At 51.9% G+C, this 13,491-nt stretch carries 14 protein-coding genes and 1 pseudogene; 13 read left to right on the forward strand and 2 right to left on the reverse strand.

Features of this window, described 5'->3' with window-relative positions:
• Positions 1-537 precede the first annotated feature (537 nt).
• The 12 genes from yceD (at position 538) to L1D47_RS18780 (ending at position 10,420) form a co-directional block, all read left to right on the forward strand.
• Positions 538-1,062 carry a 23S rRNA accumulation protein YceD gene (gene yceD, locus L1D47_RS18725; RefSeq protein ID WP_041511595.1) on the forward strand — a complete coding sequence of 175 codons (525 nt, stop codon included), beginning with the start codon at positions 538-540 and terminating at the stop codon, positions 1,060-1,062.
• A gap of 17 nt (positions 1,063-1,079) precedes the next feature.
• A complete protein-coding gene (gene rpmF / locus L1D47_RS18730) occupies positions 1,080-1,250 on the forward strand; it encodes a 50S ribosomal protein L32 (protein ID WP_011865398.1) in 171 nt (56 codons plus the stop codon).
• A gap of 14 nt (positions 1,251-1,264) precedes the next feature.
• Entirely contained in the window at positions 1,265-2,293 is a 1,029-nt protein-coding gene (gene plsX, locus L1D47_RS18735; RefSeq protein WP_160794952.1) for a phosphate acyltransferase PlsX, read from the forward strand.
• 9 nt (positions 2,294-2,302) lie between these two features.
• Positions 2,303-3,262 carry a beta-ketoacyl-ACP synthase III gene (locus L1D47_RS18740; protein WP_041511593.1) on the forward strand — a complete coding sequence of 320 codons (960 nt, stop codon included), beginning with the start codon at positions 2,303-2,305 and terminating at the stop codon, positions 3,260-3,262.
• 46 nt (positions 3,263-3,308) lie between these two features.
• A complete protein-coding gene (gene fabD, locus L1D47_RS18745) occupies positions 3,309-4,235 on the forward strand; it encodes an ACP S-malonyltransferase (protein WP_239886365.1) in 927 nt (308 codons plus the stop codon).
• Between the two features lie 10 nt (positions 4,236-4,245).
• Positions 4,246-4,992, forward strand: coding sequence for a 3-oxoacyl-ACP reductase FabG (gene fabG / locus L1D47_RS18750; RefSeq protein WP_239886366.1), 747 nt, complete (start codon positions 4,246-4,248; stop codon positions 4,990-4,992).
• A gap of 160 nt (positions 4,993-5,152) precedes the next feature.
• Positions 5,153-5,386 (forward strand): acyl carrier protein, encoded by a 234-nt coding sequence (gene acpP, locus L1D47_RS18755; protein ID WP_011865403.1) that lies wholly within the window; start codon positions 5,153-5,155, stop codon positions 5,384-5,386.
• 167 nt (positions 5,387-5,553) lie between these two features.
• The gene (gene fabF / locus L1D47_RS18760; RefSeq protein WP_239886367.1) at positions 5,554-6,795 is read left to right on the forward strand and encodes a beta-ketoacyl-ACP synthase II; all 1,242 of its coding nucleotides are present in this window, start codon (positions 5,554-5,556) and stop codon (positions 6,793-6,795) included.
• Between the two features lie 159 nt (positions 6,796-6,954).
• Positions 6,955-7,314 carry a hypothetical protein gene (locus L1D47_RS18765; RefSeq protein WP_239886368.1) on the forward strand — a complete coding sequence of 120 codons (360 nt, stop codon included), beginning with the start codon at positions 6,955-6,957 and terminating at the stop codon, positions 7,312-7,314.
• Between the two features lie 86 nt (positions 7,315-7,400).
• Positions 7,401-7,880, forward strand: a complete 480-nt coding sequence (locus tag L1D47_RS18770; RefSeq protein WP_239886369.1) for an acyl-CoA thioesterase — start codon at positions 7,401-7,403, stop codon at positions 7,878-7,880.
• Between the two features lie 51 nt (positions 7,881-7,931).
• The gene (locus tag L1D47_RS18775; RefSeq protein ID WP_239886370.1) at positions 7,932-9,521 is read left to right on the forward strand and encodes an FGGY-family carbohydrate kinase; all 1,590 of its coding nucleotides are present in this window, start codon (positions 7,932-7,934) and stop codon (positions 9,519-9,521) included.
• A 23-nt stretch (positions 9,522-9,544) separates the two neighbouring features.
• A complete protein-coding gene (locus tag L1D47_RS18780) occupies positions 9,545-10,420 on the forward strand; it encodes an NAD(P)-dependent oxidoreductase (RefSeq protein ID WP_239886371.1) in 876 nt (291 codons plus the stop codon).
• Positions 10,421-10,521: 101 nt separating this feature from the next.
• Here the strand turns inward: L1D47_RS18780 and cdd are convergent, their stop codons facing one another.
• Positions 10,522-11,412 carry a cytidine deaminase gene (gene cdd / locus L1D47_RS18785; RefSeq protein WP_239886372.1) on the reverse strand — a complete coding sequence of 297 codons (891 nt, stop codon included), beginning with the start codon at positions 11,410-11,412 and terminating at the stop codon, positions 10,522-10,524.
• Between the two features lie 116 nt (positions 11,413-11,528).
• Positions 11,529-12,941: an exodeoxyribonuclease I gene (sbcB, locus tag L1D47_RS18790; protein ID WP_239886373.1), complete on the reverse strand. Its 1,413-nt coding sequence runs from the start codon at positions 12,939-12,941 to the stop codon at positions 11,529-11,531.
• A 376-nt stretch (positions 12,942-13,317) separates the two neighbouring features.
• On the opposite strand from sbcB, the pseudogene L1D47_RS18795 reads away from it, so the two are divergent.
• Positions 13,318-13,446 (forward strand): annotated as a pseudogene (locus tag L1D47_RS18795) (transposase); the annotation flags it as partial.
• Between the last annotated feature and the right edge of the window lie 45 nt (positions 13,447-13,491).

A 13,491-nucleotide genomic window follows, 5' to 3' on the forward strand; every position in this document is an offset into this window, starting at 1 on the left:
GCTGCTTCATCATATAACGCACCTTGAATGGATTCACATACGTTCATCATACTGACTACCTAGCACTTACCCGAATTGTGGTTTTCAGGAGGAACGTCCTCTCACGATTCTTTTCCCACTCAGCCTAACGGCCAAGTTTCGTTACATTGTCCGAGCCGCTGCTTTATTCAGGCTCGTAGGTTCATCTGGTGATACAGATGGTTCACTCGTTAAGCGGTGAACAACGCTTCATACGACCTCAGGTCGCACAGACAAAAATGAGGTTACAAATAAACCCTCAAATGCCCCAAGAAAGAGACCGATATACTTGCCGCGGGCTATATTTAGACAAGGGTAATGAAAAGAACAGGCTAACCCCGTGCGAATGCTTTTATTTTAAGCGTGCGGGGCTTGAGTATCCATTGGCCCTTGGGTAAAATTTTCGCTCCAACAATTTTTGAATTATTGATGGGTTTTATCGCTTTCGTTAACGGGATCGATAAAGGAGATAAATTTTCCTTTGACTCAAGGTAATTCAAACTATAATATGCGCGCCTTATGCAAACAGTAAAGATACCGGTTTCAATTGATCCTATACGCGCAGCGGCCAGCAAGCTTTCTTATGAAGGCGTTGTTCCCGGTGTGCAGTTAAAGCGATTAAATGAGTTATGTGCCGGCGACTGTTCCGATGTGGCAGTGTCGATTGAATGTGGTGTAGATATACAGGGGATAGTCTACCTGAAAGGGAAGGCTGTGACGGAGCTCACTCTGATATGTCAACGTTGCATGACGCTATTTACCACTGAGGTTACGGTCGACTTTTGTTTTAGCCCTTGCGGGTCTGAGGCAGAAATCGATGAGCTCCCGGATGCGTATGACCCTATTGAGTGCAATGAGATAGGTGAGATTCGTCTGCATCAATTGATTGAAGATGAATTGATAGTAGCTATGCCTTTGATTCCGATGCATGCAGAAGAAAGCTGCAGCAAAGGCGATCAGGATGTAGTAGTAGGCGAGATTGAACCCGCTCAAGAGGAGCGTCCAAATCCGTTTGCAGTGTTAGAAAAACTGAAGAGCAAGTAATCTAGGAGACAGGTCAAATGGCTGTACAACAGAATAAAAAATCTCGTTCAAAGCGCGGTATGCGCCGTTCACACGACGCGTTGAGCACTGCTCAACTGTCAGTTGATGCAACGAGTGGTGAACTACACCGTCGTCACAACGTGACTGCAGACGGTTACTACCGTGGTCAAAAGGTTATCAACAAGTAATCTGTTGATTGCCGATGACTAATCTGACGCTTGCGTTAGATGCGATGGGGGGCGATTTTGGTCCCCGCATCACAGTGCCTGCAACCCTGCAGGCACTTCGCTTATATCCCTTCTTACACGTCATCATGGTGGGTGACAGGTCGCAAATCGAACCTCTGCTAAGCCACCTTGAGTCAGACATACTCTCGCGTATCGAACTCGTGCATACCACAGAAGTGGTGAAGATGTGCGACAGACCCGTGCATGCGCTGCGTAACTGCAAGCAAAGCTCAATGCGTCTGGCAATCGAGCTGGTACGGGATAAGAAGGCGCAGGCCTGTTTGAGCGCGGGTAATACCGGGGCCTTGATGGCCATCTCCAAGGTGTTACTCAAGACACTACCGGGCATAGACAGACCCGCCCTTGTCAGCTGTCTGCCGGCGGTCAATCATAAACCCGTGTACCTGCTGGATCTCGGTGCTAACGTCTCCTGCTGCAGTGAAACCCTGTTTCAGTTTGCGGTGATGGGCTCAGTGTTATGTGAGGCCGTGGATAAGAATCCCGCCCCTAAGGTGGCCCTGCTCAATGTGGGCATCGAAGAGATAAAGGGCAACGATCAGGTACAACAGGCGGGGCAGTTACTGCAACAGAGCCCACAACTCAATTACGCCGGCTTTATCGAAGGCGATGCTATCTATTCGGGTAACGTCGATGTCATCGTCTGTGACGGTTTCGTCGGTAACATTACCCTGAAAACCTCAGAGGGGATCGCAAGGCTCCTCGTCCATCAGTTAAAGAAAGGCTTAACTCAAGGCTTTTTTGTACGATTACTGGCCAAGTTAATCGCACCGCGCATTAATAGTGTTTTAAATCAGATGAACCCCGACCACTATAACGGAGCAAGTCTGATAGGATTGCGCGGAATTGTAGTAAAAAGTCATGGAAGTGCGGATGAATCTGCCTATTTACAAGCAATTAGTTTGGCAGTGACCGAAGCACAACGTCGACTCCCCAAGATGATCGAAGAGCGTCTTGAGTCGATCCTTTTAGACATAAATAACTGATATCTCCTTATGCATACAAAAATTCTCGGAACTGGTAGTTATTTGCCAGCGCAAGTCCGTAGCAATCAAGATCTGGAAAAGATGGTGGACACCAGTGACCAGTGGATTGTTGAACGTACCGGTATTTCAGAGCGCAGAATAGCCGCCGAAGACGAATCAGTATCGACCATGGGTTATGCCGCCGCCGTGCGCGCCCTGGAAATGGCAGGGGTAGACCCTAGCGAGCTGGATATGATCGTATGTGGCACCACCAGTGCCAATAACGCCTTTCCTGCTGCTGCCTGTGAAATTCAGGCGATGCTGGGCGTGCACACCATTCCGGCCTTCGATGTCGCAGCCGCCTGCTCAGGCTTTGTCTATGCCTTATCGGTTGCCGATCAGTTTGTGAAGACGGGCGCAGCCAAGAAAGTCTTGGTGATTGGCGCCGATGTCTTGTCGCGTCTGTGTGAGCCAGAAGATCGCACCACCATCATCTTATTTGGTGATGGCGCCGGCGCCGCCGTTGTTGGCGCTTCAGAAGAGCCAGGCATTATCTCGACCCATATTTACGCCGATGGCCGTCAAGGCGATCTGCTTAAGTGTTCCTTCCCGCCACGAGCCGGAGAGTCGTCTCAAGCCGTTGGCTATATGACGATGAAGGGCAACGATGTCTTCAAGGTCGCCGTGACTCAGCTTTCCCATGTGGTCACTGAGACGCTACGCATCAACCAGATCGATAAATCAGAGATCGACTGGCTGGTGCCCCATCAGGCCAACTTCCGCATCATTAAGGCGACCGCCAAGAAGCTCGACATGAGTCTGGATAAGGTGGTCTTGACCCTGGCCAAACATGGTAATACCTCGGCAGCCTCTGTGCCGATCGCCCTGGATGAGGCGGTGCGTGACGGACGTATTCAGCGTGGTCAACTCTTGCTCCTCGAGGCCTTTGGTGCCGGATTTGCCTGGGGCAGCGCGCTGGTTCGTTTTTAGTCGATTTTAGTACTAGAATACATTGATTTAGTAAAGGTATATAAAAATGGAAAAGATTGCTTATGTCTTCCCTGGGCAGGGTTCTCAGGCCGTAGGCATGTTGGTCGAATTGGCGGCGGAACATGAGGTCGTCGGACAAACCTTCGCTGAGGCCAGCGAGGTATTAGGCTATGACTTGTGGCAACTGGTACAAGAGGGACCTGCGGAGTCGTTGAATCAGACCGACAAGACCCAGCCAGCTTTGCTTACTGCAAGTGTCGCCATTTGGCGTGCTATTCAGGCCACATCAGCGCCTCAGCCAGCCTTGCTTGCAGGCCACAGCCTGGGTGAATACTCGGCATTGGTATGCGCAGGCGTGATCGATTTTAAAGACGCGGTGAAATTGGTTGAGCTACGTGGCCAACTGATGCAGCAGGCTGTGCCTGCCGGCACTGGCGCCATGTTTGCGATTATCGGTCTGGATAACGACGGTATCGCTAAGGCATGTGAAGAGGCGGCGCAAGGTCAAGTCGTTGCTCCGGTTAACTATAACAGCCCTGGCCAAGTGGTTATCGCCGGTGAGAAGGCGGCGGTAGAGCGTGCGGCGGATGCCTGTAAGGCGGCCGGTGCCAAGATGGCCGTTGCCTTGCCTGTGAGTGTGCCATCTCACTGCCAGTTGATGAAGCCTGCGGCGGATGAGTTGGCAAAGGCGTTGGACGCATTGAGCTTTAATGCTCCTAGCATTCCTGTGATCAACAACGTCGATGTGGCTATGCCTGAGGCGGTTGATGCCATTAAAGATGCGCTAGTACGTCAGCTTTACTGCCCGGTTAGATGGTCTGAGACCGTTGAGAAGATGGCCGCAGAGCGCATCAGTCAGCTGGTTGAAGTGGGCCCAGGCAAGGTGCTAACCGGGTTAGCGAAAAGAATCAATAAATCATTAAGCGCGAAAGTGGCGAATGATAGCGCCTCTGTTGCGGCGCTCGGTGAATAAGGAGTAATAGATGAGTTTCAATTTCGATTTAACAGGCAAGGTTGCCTTGGTAACCGGTGCTAGCCGCGGTATTGGCCGCGCGGTCGCCGAAACATTGGTTGAGGCCGGCGCCTTAGTGATCGGCACCGCGACCAGCGAACGTGGCGCAGCCGCTATCCAGGAATACTTGGGTGATAAGGGTCATGGATTAGTATTAAATGTCACCGATAGTGAATCAGTTGACCAATTATTTGCCTCGATCAAAGAAAAAGTCGGTGAAGTTGATATTCTGGTAAACAATGCGGGTATCACGCGCGATAATCTCTTGATGCGTATGAAGGAAGATGAGTGGACGGATATCATAGATACCAACCTGACCTCTCTCTATCGCACCTCTAAGCCGGTGTTACGTACAATGATGAAGAAGCGCAGTGGCCGTATTATTAATATTGGCTCTGTTGTAGGCACAATGGGCAATGCAGGTCAGACAAACTATTGCGCAGCTAAAGCTGGTTTGATTGGATTTACAAAATCTCTTGCAAGAGAGGTTGCATCTCGTCAAATAACAGTGAATGCTATTGCTCCTGGGTTTATCCAGACCGATATGACGGACGAGCTGACGGAAGAGCAGCAAAAAGGTATTATGTCACAAGTTCCTATGGAAAGACTGGGACAGCCGCAAGAGATTGCAAATGCTGTACTGTTTTTAGCATCGGATTCAGCGGCTTACATCACAGGGGAAACTCTGCATGTAAACGGCGGCATGTACATGGTTTAAACGTCGGTTATAACAACTGACTGATTTTGATTGATTTTTGGCGTAGACTTACGTAGGTTTTGTGGTTAGACCACAAAAGTTAAGCTTGCATTGTGTGCCAAATTGAATAAACTACTCGCAATCTTACGCAAGTGCGTAATTTGAATAGGAAAGAAAACTAATGAGCAACATCGAAGAACGTGTAAAGAAAATCATTATCGAGCAACTGGGCGTTAAAGAAGAAGACGTAAAACCAGCAGCATCTTTCGTTGACGACCTAGGTGCAGATTCTCTGGACACCGTTGAGTTGGTAATGGCTCTAGAAGAAGAGTTTGACACTGAGATCCCTGATGAAGAAGCTGAAAAGATCACTACTGTTCAGGCAGCGATCGATTACGTTTCTAAGAATCAGTAATACTGAATTCTCTAAAACAGGCGGCAATTATGCCGCCTGTTTTTGTTTGAGGGCTAGGCGCAGGTGAGGGCGGATGCCCGTCTGAGTTTCCTGTGCTATAACCTAATAAGCCTTGTTTTCCGGCCTCCTTCGAGGCCTCCCATCTCATTCTAGTGAAAGGTGAAAACGTGTCTAAACGTCGTGTAGTCATCACAGGTATTGGTCTTGTCACACCAGTAGGCAATACCGTAGAGACCTCCTGGAAAGCCCTGCTTGCGGGACAGAGCGGTATTGCACCGATAACCAAATTTGATGCCAGCGAGTTCTCAACTCGTTTTAGCGGCTCGGTCAAAGATTTTGACGTAGAGCAGTACCTGCCTAAGAAAGAAGCCCGTAAGATGGATCTCTTTATCCAATACGGTATGGCGGCGGGTATCCAGGCGATTGAAGACGCCGGTTTGAATATGGAAGTGGAAGATCCCACTCGTGTCGGTACCGCCATCGGCGCCGGTATGGGCGGTATGCCGCTGATCGAGGTGGCACATTCGGCTCTGTTAAAGGGCAGTCCACGCAAGATCTCGCCATTTTTCGTGCCCAGCACCATCATCAACATGATCGCCGGTCATCTGTCGATCAAGTATGGCATGACAGGCCCTAACTTTGCGGTCACCACGGCCTGTACCACAGGCGTGCACAACATCGGCTTTGCTGCACGTACAATCGCCTATGGCGATGCCGATGTGATGATTGCCGGTGGCGCAGAGGATGTGACCTGTCCGCTAGCCGTTGGCGGCTTCGGTTCGGCCAAGGCGCTCTCGACCCGCAATGACGATCCCGTTGCGGCCAGCCGTCCTTGGGATAAGGACAGAGATGGTTTCGTCATCGGTGACGGTGCCGGCATCATGGTGATGGAAGAGTATGAGCACGCTAAGGCGCGCGGTGCAATCATCTATGGTGAGCTGGTAGGTTTTGGTATGAGCGGTGACGCCTTCCATATGACCTCGCCACCGGCGGATGGTGCAGGCGCTGCATTGGCAATGGAAAATGCCATCAAGGATGCCGCTATCGACAAGCAGCTAGTGGGTTACATCAATGCTCACGGCACCTCAACACCTGCAGGCGATAAGGCCGAGGCCTCTGCGGTGAAGAATGTGTTTGGCGATCATGCCTACAACTTGTTGGTGAGTTCGACCAAATCGATGACGGGCCATCTGCTTGGTGCGGCCGGTGCAGTCGAAGCCATTATTACCCTGCTGGCGCTGCGCGACCAGATGATCCCGCCGACCATTAATCTGGATAATCCAGACGAAGGCTGCGATCTTGATTTCGTGCCGCACACGGCGCGTGCTCACGCGTTCGATTACGCCCTGTGTAACTCCTTCGGTTTTGGCGGTACTAACGGGTCATTGTTGTTTAAACGTGGCGAATAAGTATCAGTTTTAAAGCGAAAAAAGCACCTTAATGGTGCTTTTTTTATGTTTGAATTAAGGTGAAATGGCGCCTGAATTAAGCTTAGTTCATCTCTATTGGCAGCGACTAAAAGCAAGCAGATAATCTGGCTCTGTTTACTTCACTCTGATGGTGTCATCGTGTTAAATCCAGTCGTTGTTCCGTTAATGCCCATGGTTGGTCTGCTCACCGCTAACCTCAATGGACTCATTCGTGGTGAGCATTCATTTCGTCTGCCTGTGGGGCTAAAGACCTTCATTCTCGCCTCAGCCGCGTTTGCCACCGTTTGGTTTGCCTTATTGGTCACCGCCATCTATAGCGGTGGTGATACCAATCTGGCGGCCGGTGTCGAGGTGCTCGTGCTCTTCGTGCTGGGGATTGGCCTCTCTCGATTTATCAAGATCCCGGCTATCTTGGGCCAACGCGCCCAGCTTTGGGTGTTTCGCCTGAGTCTGCCATTGATCCTCGTGGCCTGTCTTGCTGTAGTCCGTTGGGGATAACTGCGGTAACAGCATGATTCTTAGTTACTATCTCGGACTTATTTGCAGTACACTTTAGTTTTATTATCTCTGATGAGGTGGCTGTGATGGCGGGACAAGATAGAGAAAGCACCCTGCGATTTTTGGCTGAGCCGGCCGATGTTAACTTTGGCGGTAAGGTGCATGGTGGTGCGGTCATGAAGTGGATCGATTTAGCCGCCTACGCCTGTGCGGCGGGCTGGAGCGGAAAGTACTGCATCACCGCCTATGCAGGGGGCATACGTTTCGTTAAACCCATTCATGTAGGCAATATAGTCGAGGTCGGGGCAAAGGTTATCTACACCGGCCGGACCTCGATGCATATCGGGATAGACGTGAAAGCGGGCGATCCTAAACATCCTGAGCGCCACCTTACCACGCATTGTATCGTGATCATGGTGGCCGTGGATGATTCCGGTCAGCCGTCATTCGTGCCTGAGTGGGTGCCTGTTACCGAGTCTGATAAGCTGATGCGTGACTCTGCCATTCGCCTGATGGAGATGCGTAAGAAGATTGGCGCCGAGATGGAAGCACACCTTAAACCTTAACTCATAAACCCTAACGCTTAAATCTTAGGGCTTGGCTGCTCATTATCGTCTATGACTCTAACTTCAGCTGAATCTAGCGCCCGAGCCAGTGCCGCGGGCGATAATCCTTATTTCCTCGCCTTGGACTATGGAACCCAGAGCGTTAGGGCCTTAGTGTTCGACCGCCAGGGGCAGCTCATCGCAAAACGGCAGCACGCAGTGCAGCCCTACCGTGATGGGGCGCCCGGCGTGAGTGAGCAGTCGGCCGACTATTGTTATCGCCAGTTGGTGGATGTGGTGCGCGGCCTCTTCGAGCACACCCAGGTGTTACCTGGTCAGATCAAGGGAATGGCGCTGACGGCCCAGAGAGCCTGCACTGTGCTGCTCGACCATGCAGGGGAGGCGATATCGCCTGTCTACATGTGGTCCGATAGACGGTTGGCGAGCAACGAGTTGCCCCCTATGGCGTGGTACTACCGCCTGGGCTTTCTCTGTATCGGCCTTAGGCGGCGAATTCAATACCTGCGACGCGCTGCCAAGGTGAACTATCTGTTTGAGCATCATAAAGAAAGGCTGGTTGCTGCCGATAAGGTGGCGCTGCTCAGCGGCTATCTCACCGGAAAGATCACCGGACGTCTCATCGACAGTGAGGCATCTCAGGTGGCTTATCTGCCCTTCGATTACCGCCGCAAAACCTGGGCGAATCGCCGTAGCTGGCGTTGGCAGGCGCTGGCATGCAGTCCATCACAGATGGTGCCTTTGGCCGCGCCGACCCAGGCCATGGGGAAGGTGAGTGAGCATTTTGCCAAGGATACCGGGTTAGCAACTGGACTTGCCGTTTATGGCGCCGGAGCCGATAAGGCCTGTGAGGTGTACGCGGCCGGCTGCGGCGAGCAGGATATTGCCTGTATCAGTCTGGGCAGCGCGGCCATACTCGCCTGGGGCGGTCACAGATACCGCGAGGCCTATCGTTATCTTCCTGCCTTTCCCTCGATTGAGGCGACAGATTATATTACCGAGATCCAGCTAGAGAGAGGCTTTTGGCTGCTCAGTTGGCTCATCGAGCAGTTTGGCGCGCAGGAGGTTAAAGACTCCACGGCGCTCGGCATTAGCCCAGAGCAATATATCACCCAGGCCATCGCCAAGGTGCCCATAGGCGCGGATGGCCTCCTGCTGAGCCCGCTGTGGGCGCAAGGCGTCATCTACCCAGGGCCAGAGGCGAGAGGCAGCATTATCGGTTTTACGCCAGAGCATGGCCGGCTGCACCTTTACCGCGCCGCTATCGAGGGGATCTTGATGACCCTCAAGCAGGGATTGCTTCGTTTGGAGCGGCTCAAGGGATTACCCTTTAAGCTGGTTCGGGTGACAGGCGGTGGCGCACAAAGCGATCTGGTGATGCAGATGTGCGCCGACATTTTTAACCGTCCGGTGGAGCGTTTATCATTGCATGAAGCCTCGGGGCTGGGCGCCGCCATGTGCTGCGCCGTAGGCGCGGGGATCTATCCTGATCTCGCCAGCGCCAGACGCCAGATGCGCCGTATGGGCGAAAAGTTCGAACCCCAGGCTGAGCATGTGGCACAATATGCCAGCGTGTTTAAAGCCTATGAGGCCTTGTACCCCCAAATAAAACCTTTCTTTAAGAAGGTGAATAAGCAGTATTAATCAATAAAGAGATAGGACAGAAGATGGCAAAGGTAGCATTTTTAGGATTAGGCGTGATGGGATACCCAATGGCGGGGCATCTGGTGAAGCATGGTCATGAGGTAACTGTCTATAACCGTACGCAGGCCAAGGCACAGGCCTGGTGTGATGCCTATGGCGGGAACTGGTGTGCGACGCCTTTCGAGGCGGCTAAAGGACAAGACTTTGTGTTTGTCTGCGTCGGCAACGATGACGACTTGCGCTCTGTGGTGCTAGGAGATACCGGCGCCCTAGCGGCCATGGCTGAGGGCAGCATATTGGTTGACCACACTACGGCATCTGCGGATGTGGCGCGTGAGCTTGGCGGTGCGGCAAAAGCGAAAGGCATTGGCTTTATCGATGCGCCTGTCTCCGGCGGACAAGCCGGCGCCGAGAATGGTGTGCTGACCGTTATGGTGGGTGGCGAAGCCGCCGACTTTGAGGCTGCCAAACCTGTGATGCAGGCTTATGCTCGCTGCGCCGAGCTGCTAGGTGAGGTTGGCAGTGGTCAACTTACTAAGATGGTAAACCAGATCTGTATTGCAGGCGTGGTACAGGGCTTGGCAGAGGGCTTACACTTTGCCCGTAGCGCGGGACTCGATGGTGAGAGAGTGGTCGAGGTGATCAGTAAAGGCGCCGCGCAATCTTGGCAGATGGAGAACCGTTATCAGACCATGTGGCAGGGACAATATGACTTTGGTTTTGCCGTCGACTGGATGCGTAAAGATTTAGGCATTGCCCTGGATGAAGCGCGCCGTAACGGCTCGCACCTGCCGTTGACGGCATTGGTCGACCAATTCTATAGCGAGGTTCAGGCTCAGGGCGGTCAGCGCTGGGATACCTCAAGCCTGTTAGCGCGTCTGGAGAAGAGCCGCGGTTAATATCACATCCCCTGGTTACTGCTAAAACCGCGGTTGCCAAATATTAAAAAAGGACTGCCAAGCAGTCCTTTTTTGATCGTCAATGATTTTGACTAGTGTCTTTACACCGGATCGACCATGATGTGCTCAAGTTCGACTGCCGCTACCGCGTGTAGCGCATCCATGGTGGCTCCCACTAGTGAGATCTTACCCTGGCTCGACTCGATCAACACGGCGCGGTTGATCTCGCTAAAATCGCGATTATGTCTGGCCATTGCCGACAAGGCCATCTGCATCGGCAGCATGGACGGGTTAAATGCTGCATTTTCTGCATAGCGGCCGCAGAAGGTCGCGCCATCGCGTGTCTCTAACACCACGGCGGCATAGCCTTCACTGTAAGGTGCGTAGCTCAGGCTCAGGTGATCCAGAGCCTCGATGATCATGGGATCGGCGCTTTCCAGGGCAAACTCGTGCTGCTGTTTGGACAGCAGTGGCGTCTTGATATTCAGATCGGCCGGGCCGAAGGCGTAGGGCAGATAGTGAGACAAGGGCTGAGTCGCCTGCTCAGGCAGGTGGATGCGGATGGCTTGCCCCTCGACCAATTCATTCATAAATTGGCGGCAGTGACCACAGGGAGAGGCGTTGACTATGATATCTTCGATGCCTGTCTCGCCGCTTAACCAGGCGTGGCTGATGGCGCTCTGCTCTGCGTGCACGCTATGAAAAAGCGCCTCGCCGTCGAGCTCCAGGTTGGCCCCCATGTAGATGTCGCCGCTGGCGCCTTTGGCGATAGCGCCTACATAAAACTCACTAATGGGAGGCTTGGCGAGTGCCGCAGCTATCGGCAGCATGGCGAGCAGTAACTCATCCTGGCTCATCTGGGTGGCCTGGGCGAGGTCGGCCACCTGCTGGGCGTCCATATGCCCGGCAAAGTCCTGGTTCAATAAAGGGACTAATTGATCTGCCAAAGGTTGTGGCAGTTGAGCTATGCAGTGAACAAATCTATCTTGCATGAGCTTGATCCTTAATTGTTAAGCTATTGGAAAATCATTTTAGTAACTAAGTTACCATTAAAACGGGATCTGACGCCCATTTTGATGGCTGTTTCGACTAAATTACCGCTTTTTGACTACAGGTTGCTAAGATAATGACACAATGCCGTCAATAACTTCTGTTTTTCTTCGTCTGCCTCGGTGTCATTGACCAAGGTTTCGAGCTTGATCATATAGTCTGGATCATTCAGACGTGCCTGGCAGAAGGTGCGCCAACGTTGCTGTTCTGTGTCATCCAGTGTCTCAGGATAGTTACGTGCCCGGTAGCGAAACAGCATTTCGGGTAGACGCTCGTCATCAAAGTCTAGCTCCAGTGCCGCCAGGTGCTGCGGCGCCGTATGACGTATGATCTCCATCTTGCTCTTGTCGGCGTGGCTGAAGAAGCCGCCGCTGTAGAGTTGCAGATCCGGATCGCTAATCTCATTGCCATGCTCGGTATCGAATACCGCGACCAGCTTCTCTCTGATCTCCGGATGTTGCCGCAGGCGTTTGTATTGGGCGCGGGCAAACTCCTTGTCTATCTCTAAACGCTGGGCATTGCCGTCGGTGAGTGTCTTGGCGGTTGCAATGAAGGGGCACTTGTTGATGTGGAGCTGTTTTAGGCCGATAGGCAGTTCATCACTGGCGAGATCAGCCCTTGGGGTATACATGCGCTCGCGGATCTCATCGCTACTCAGTTCAATCAGCGGAGTGACATCCATGGCCAGGTTGACACAGATGATGGCATTCTTATTGGTGCTATGGTGAGCCACAGGGGCGATCAGCGTGGTACAGCCATTAAGGGCGCTGATCTTAGAGCTGACATGCACCAGAGGCTGCATATTCAGCACATCTATCTGCTTGCTCACTTCGTTCTTCTTACGCAGATTGAAGTAGTATTCGAACAGCTTAGGCTGGCGCTGTTTGATCAATTTGGCCATGGCGATGGTAGCGTACACGTCCGACATGGCATCGTGGGCCTTGTCATGGCTCAGGTTGTTGGCTTGAGTGAGGTGTTCGAGTTTAAAGCTGGGGCTGCCATCTTCTTTCTCGGGCCAGTGAATGCCTTCGGGTCTCAGCGCGTAACAGGCGCGCACCAGATCGATAATGTCCCAGCGGCTGTTGCCGTTCTGCCATTCCCTTGCGTAGGGATCAAAGAAGTTGCGGTAGAAGCCATAACGGGTGACCTCATCGTCGAAGCGTAGCGAGTTATAGCCCGCCACACAGGTGTTGGGCTGAGAAAACTCGGCATTGATCTTGGCCATAAATTCCGCTTCCGGCATGCCTTTGAGATTGGCGAGCTGCGGCGTGATCCCGGTAATAAGGATCGCCTCCGGGGAGGGCAGATAGTCGCTGGCCAATTTGCAGTAGAAGGTGACTGGCTCTGAGATGATGTTGAGATCCATGTCGGTTCGAATGCCGGCAAACTGAGACGGCCTGTCTTTGGCCGGGTTTGCACCGAAGGTCTCGTAGTCGTGCCAAAAAAGTGATGGTTGGTTAGTATTGTTCATCTTTGTCCATCTTTGTTTTCTATGTACTTAAATTTAAAGGGGTTCATATTTTTTGCTGGTTTGTTTTTGACATTTTATGTCCAAAATGGTTTATCTTTGTGTGTATTTTTTGTGTACACTTGTGTGTACATTCATTTGATTTTTGGTGTGTACATAAAAATGACTCTGACAAGAAAAATTTTGGATAGCCATTTGAATAAATTACATGATAGGCCCTTTGAGCTTTCAGATCGAGATTCTTTGGGTGTTCGGGTGTCTTCTAAGGGGAAGATTGCCTGGCAATATCGTTTTAGATATGGAGGTGTAGTGGCATAGTGAATTTGGCCACCTGAATAGACGAAGTGATAGACTCACTTCCAGAGAAAAGGTGGTAGAAATGAAGAACACAAGACCGACATTCAGTGCAGAGTTCAAATTAGAAGCTGCGCAGCTGGTAACGAAACAGGGATACAGCATAGCTGAGGCTGCAAACGCGATGGGCGTGAGTAATTCAGCCATGCGTAAATGAGTAAACCAGCTTCGACAGGAGCAGCAAGGCATATCCCCCAAA

The organism is Shewanella sp. Isolate7 (genome assembly GCF_022398425.1).
GTDB lineage: Bacteria > Pseudomonadota > Gammaproteobacteria > Enterobacterales > Shewanellaceae > Shewanella.

Excerpts from the sequence above, each read along its gene's own strand:
- plsX (WP_160794952.1), top strand. The coding sequence starts at position 1,265 with ATGACTAATCTGACGCTTGCGTTAGATGCGATGGGGGGCGATTTTGGT.
- yceD (WP_041511595.1), top strand. The coding sequence starts at position 538 with ATGCAAACAGTAAAGATACCGGTTTCAATTGATCCTATACGCGCAGCG.
- L1D47_RS18740 (WP_041511593.1), top strand. The coding sequence starts at position 2,303 with ATGCATACAAAAATTCTCGGAACTGGTAGTTATTTGCCAGCGCAAGTC.
- fabD (WP_239886365.1), top strand. The coding sequence starts at position 3,309 with ATGGAAAAGATTGCTTATGTCTTCCCTGGGCAGGGTTCTCAGGCCGTA.
- L1D47_RS18780 (WP_239886371.1), top strand. The coding sequence starts at position 9,545 with ATGGCAAAGGTAGCATTTTTAGGATTAGGCGTGATGGGATACCCAATG.
- L1D47_RS18770 (WP_239886369.1), top strand. The coding sequence starts at position 7,401 with ATGGCGGGACAAGATAGAGAAAGCACCCTGCGATTTTTGGCTGAGCCG.
- cdd (WP_239886372.1), bottom strand. The coding sequence starts at position 11,412 with ATGCAAGATAGATTTGTTCACTGCATAGCTCAACTGCCACAACCTTTG.
- sbcB (WP_239886373.1), bottom strand. The coding sequence starts at position 12,941 with ATGAACAATACTAACCAACCATCACTTTTTTGGCACGACTACGAGACC.
- rpmF (WP_011865398.1), top strand. The coding sequence starts at position 1,080 with ATGGCTGTACAACAGAATAAAAAATCTCGTTCAAAGCGCGGTATGCGC.
- acpP (WP_011865403.1), top strand. The coding sequence starts at position 5,153 with ATGAGCAACATCGAAGAACGTGTAAAGAAAATCATTATCGAGCAACTG.
- L1D47_RS18775 (WP_239886370.1), top strand. The coding sequence starts at position 7,932 with ATGACTCTAACTTCAGCTGAATCTAGCGCCCGAGCCAGTGCCGCGGGC.
- fabG (WP_239886366.1), top strand. The coding sequence starts at position 4,246 with ATGAGTTTCAATTTCGATTTAACAGGCAAGGTTGCCTTGGTAACCGGT.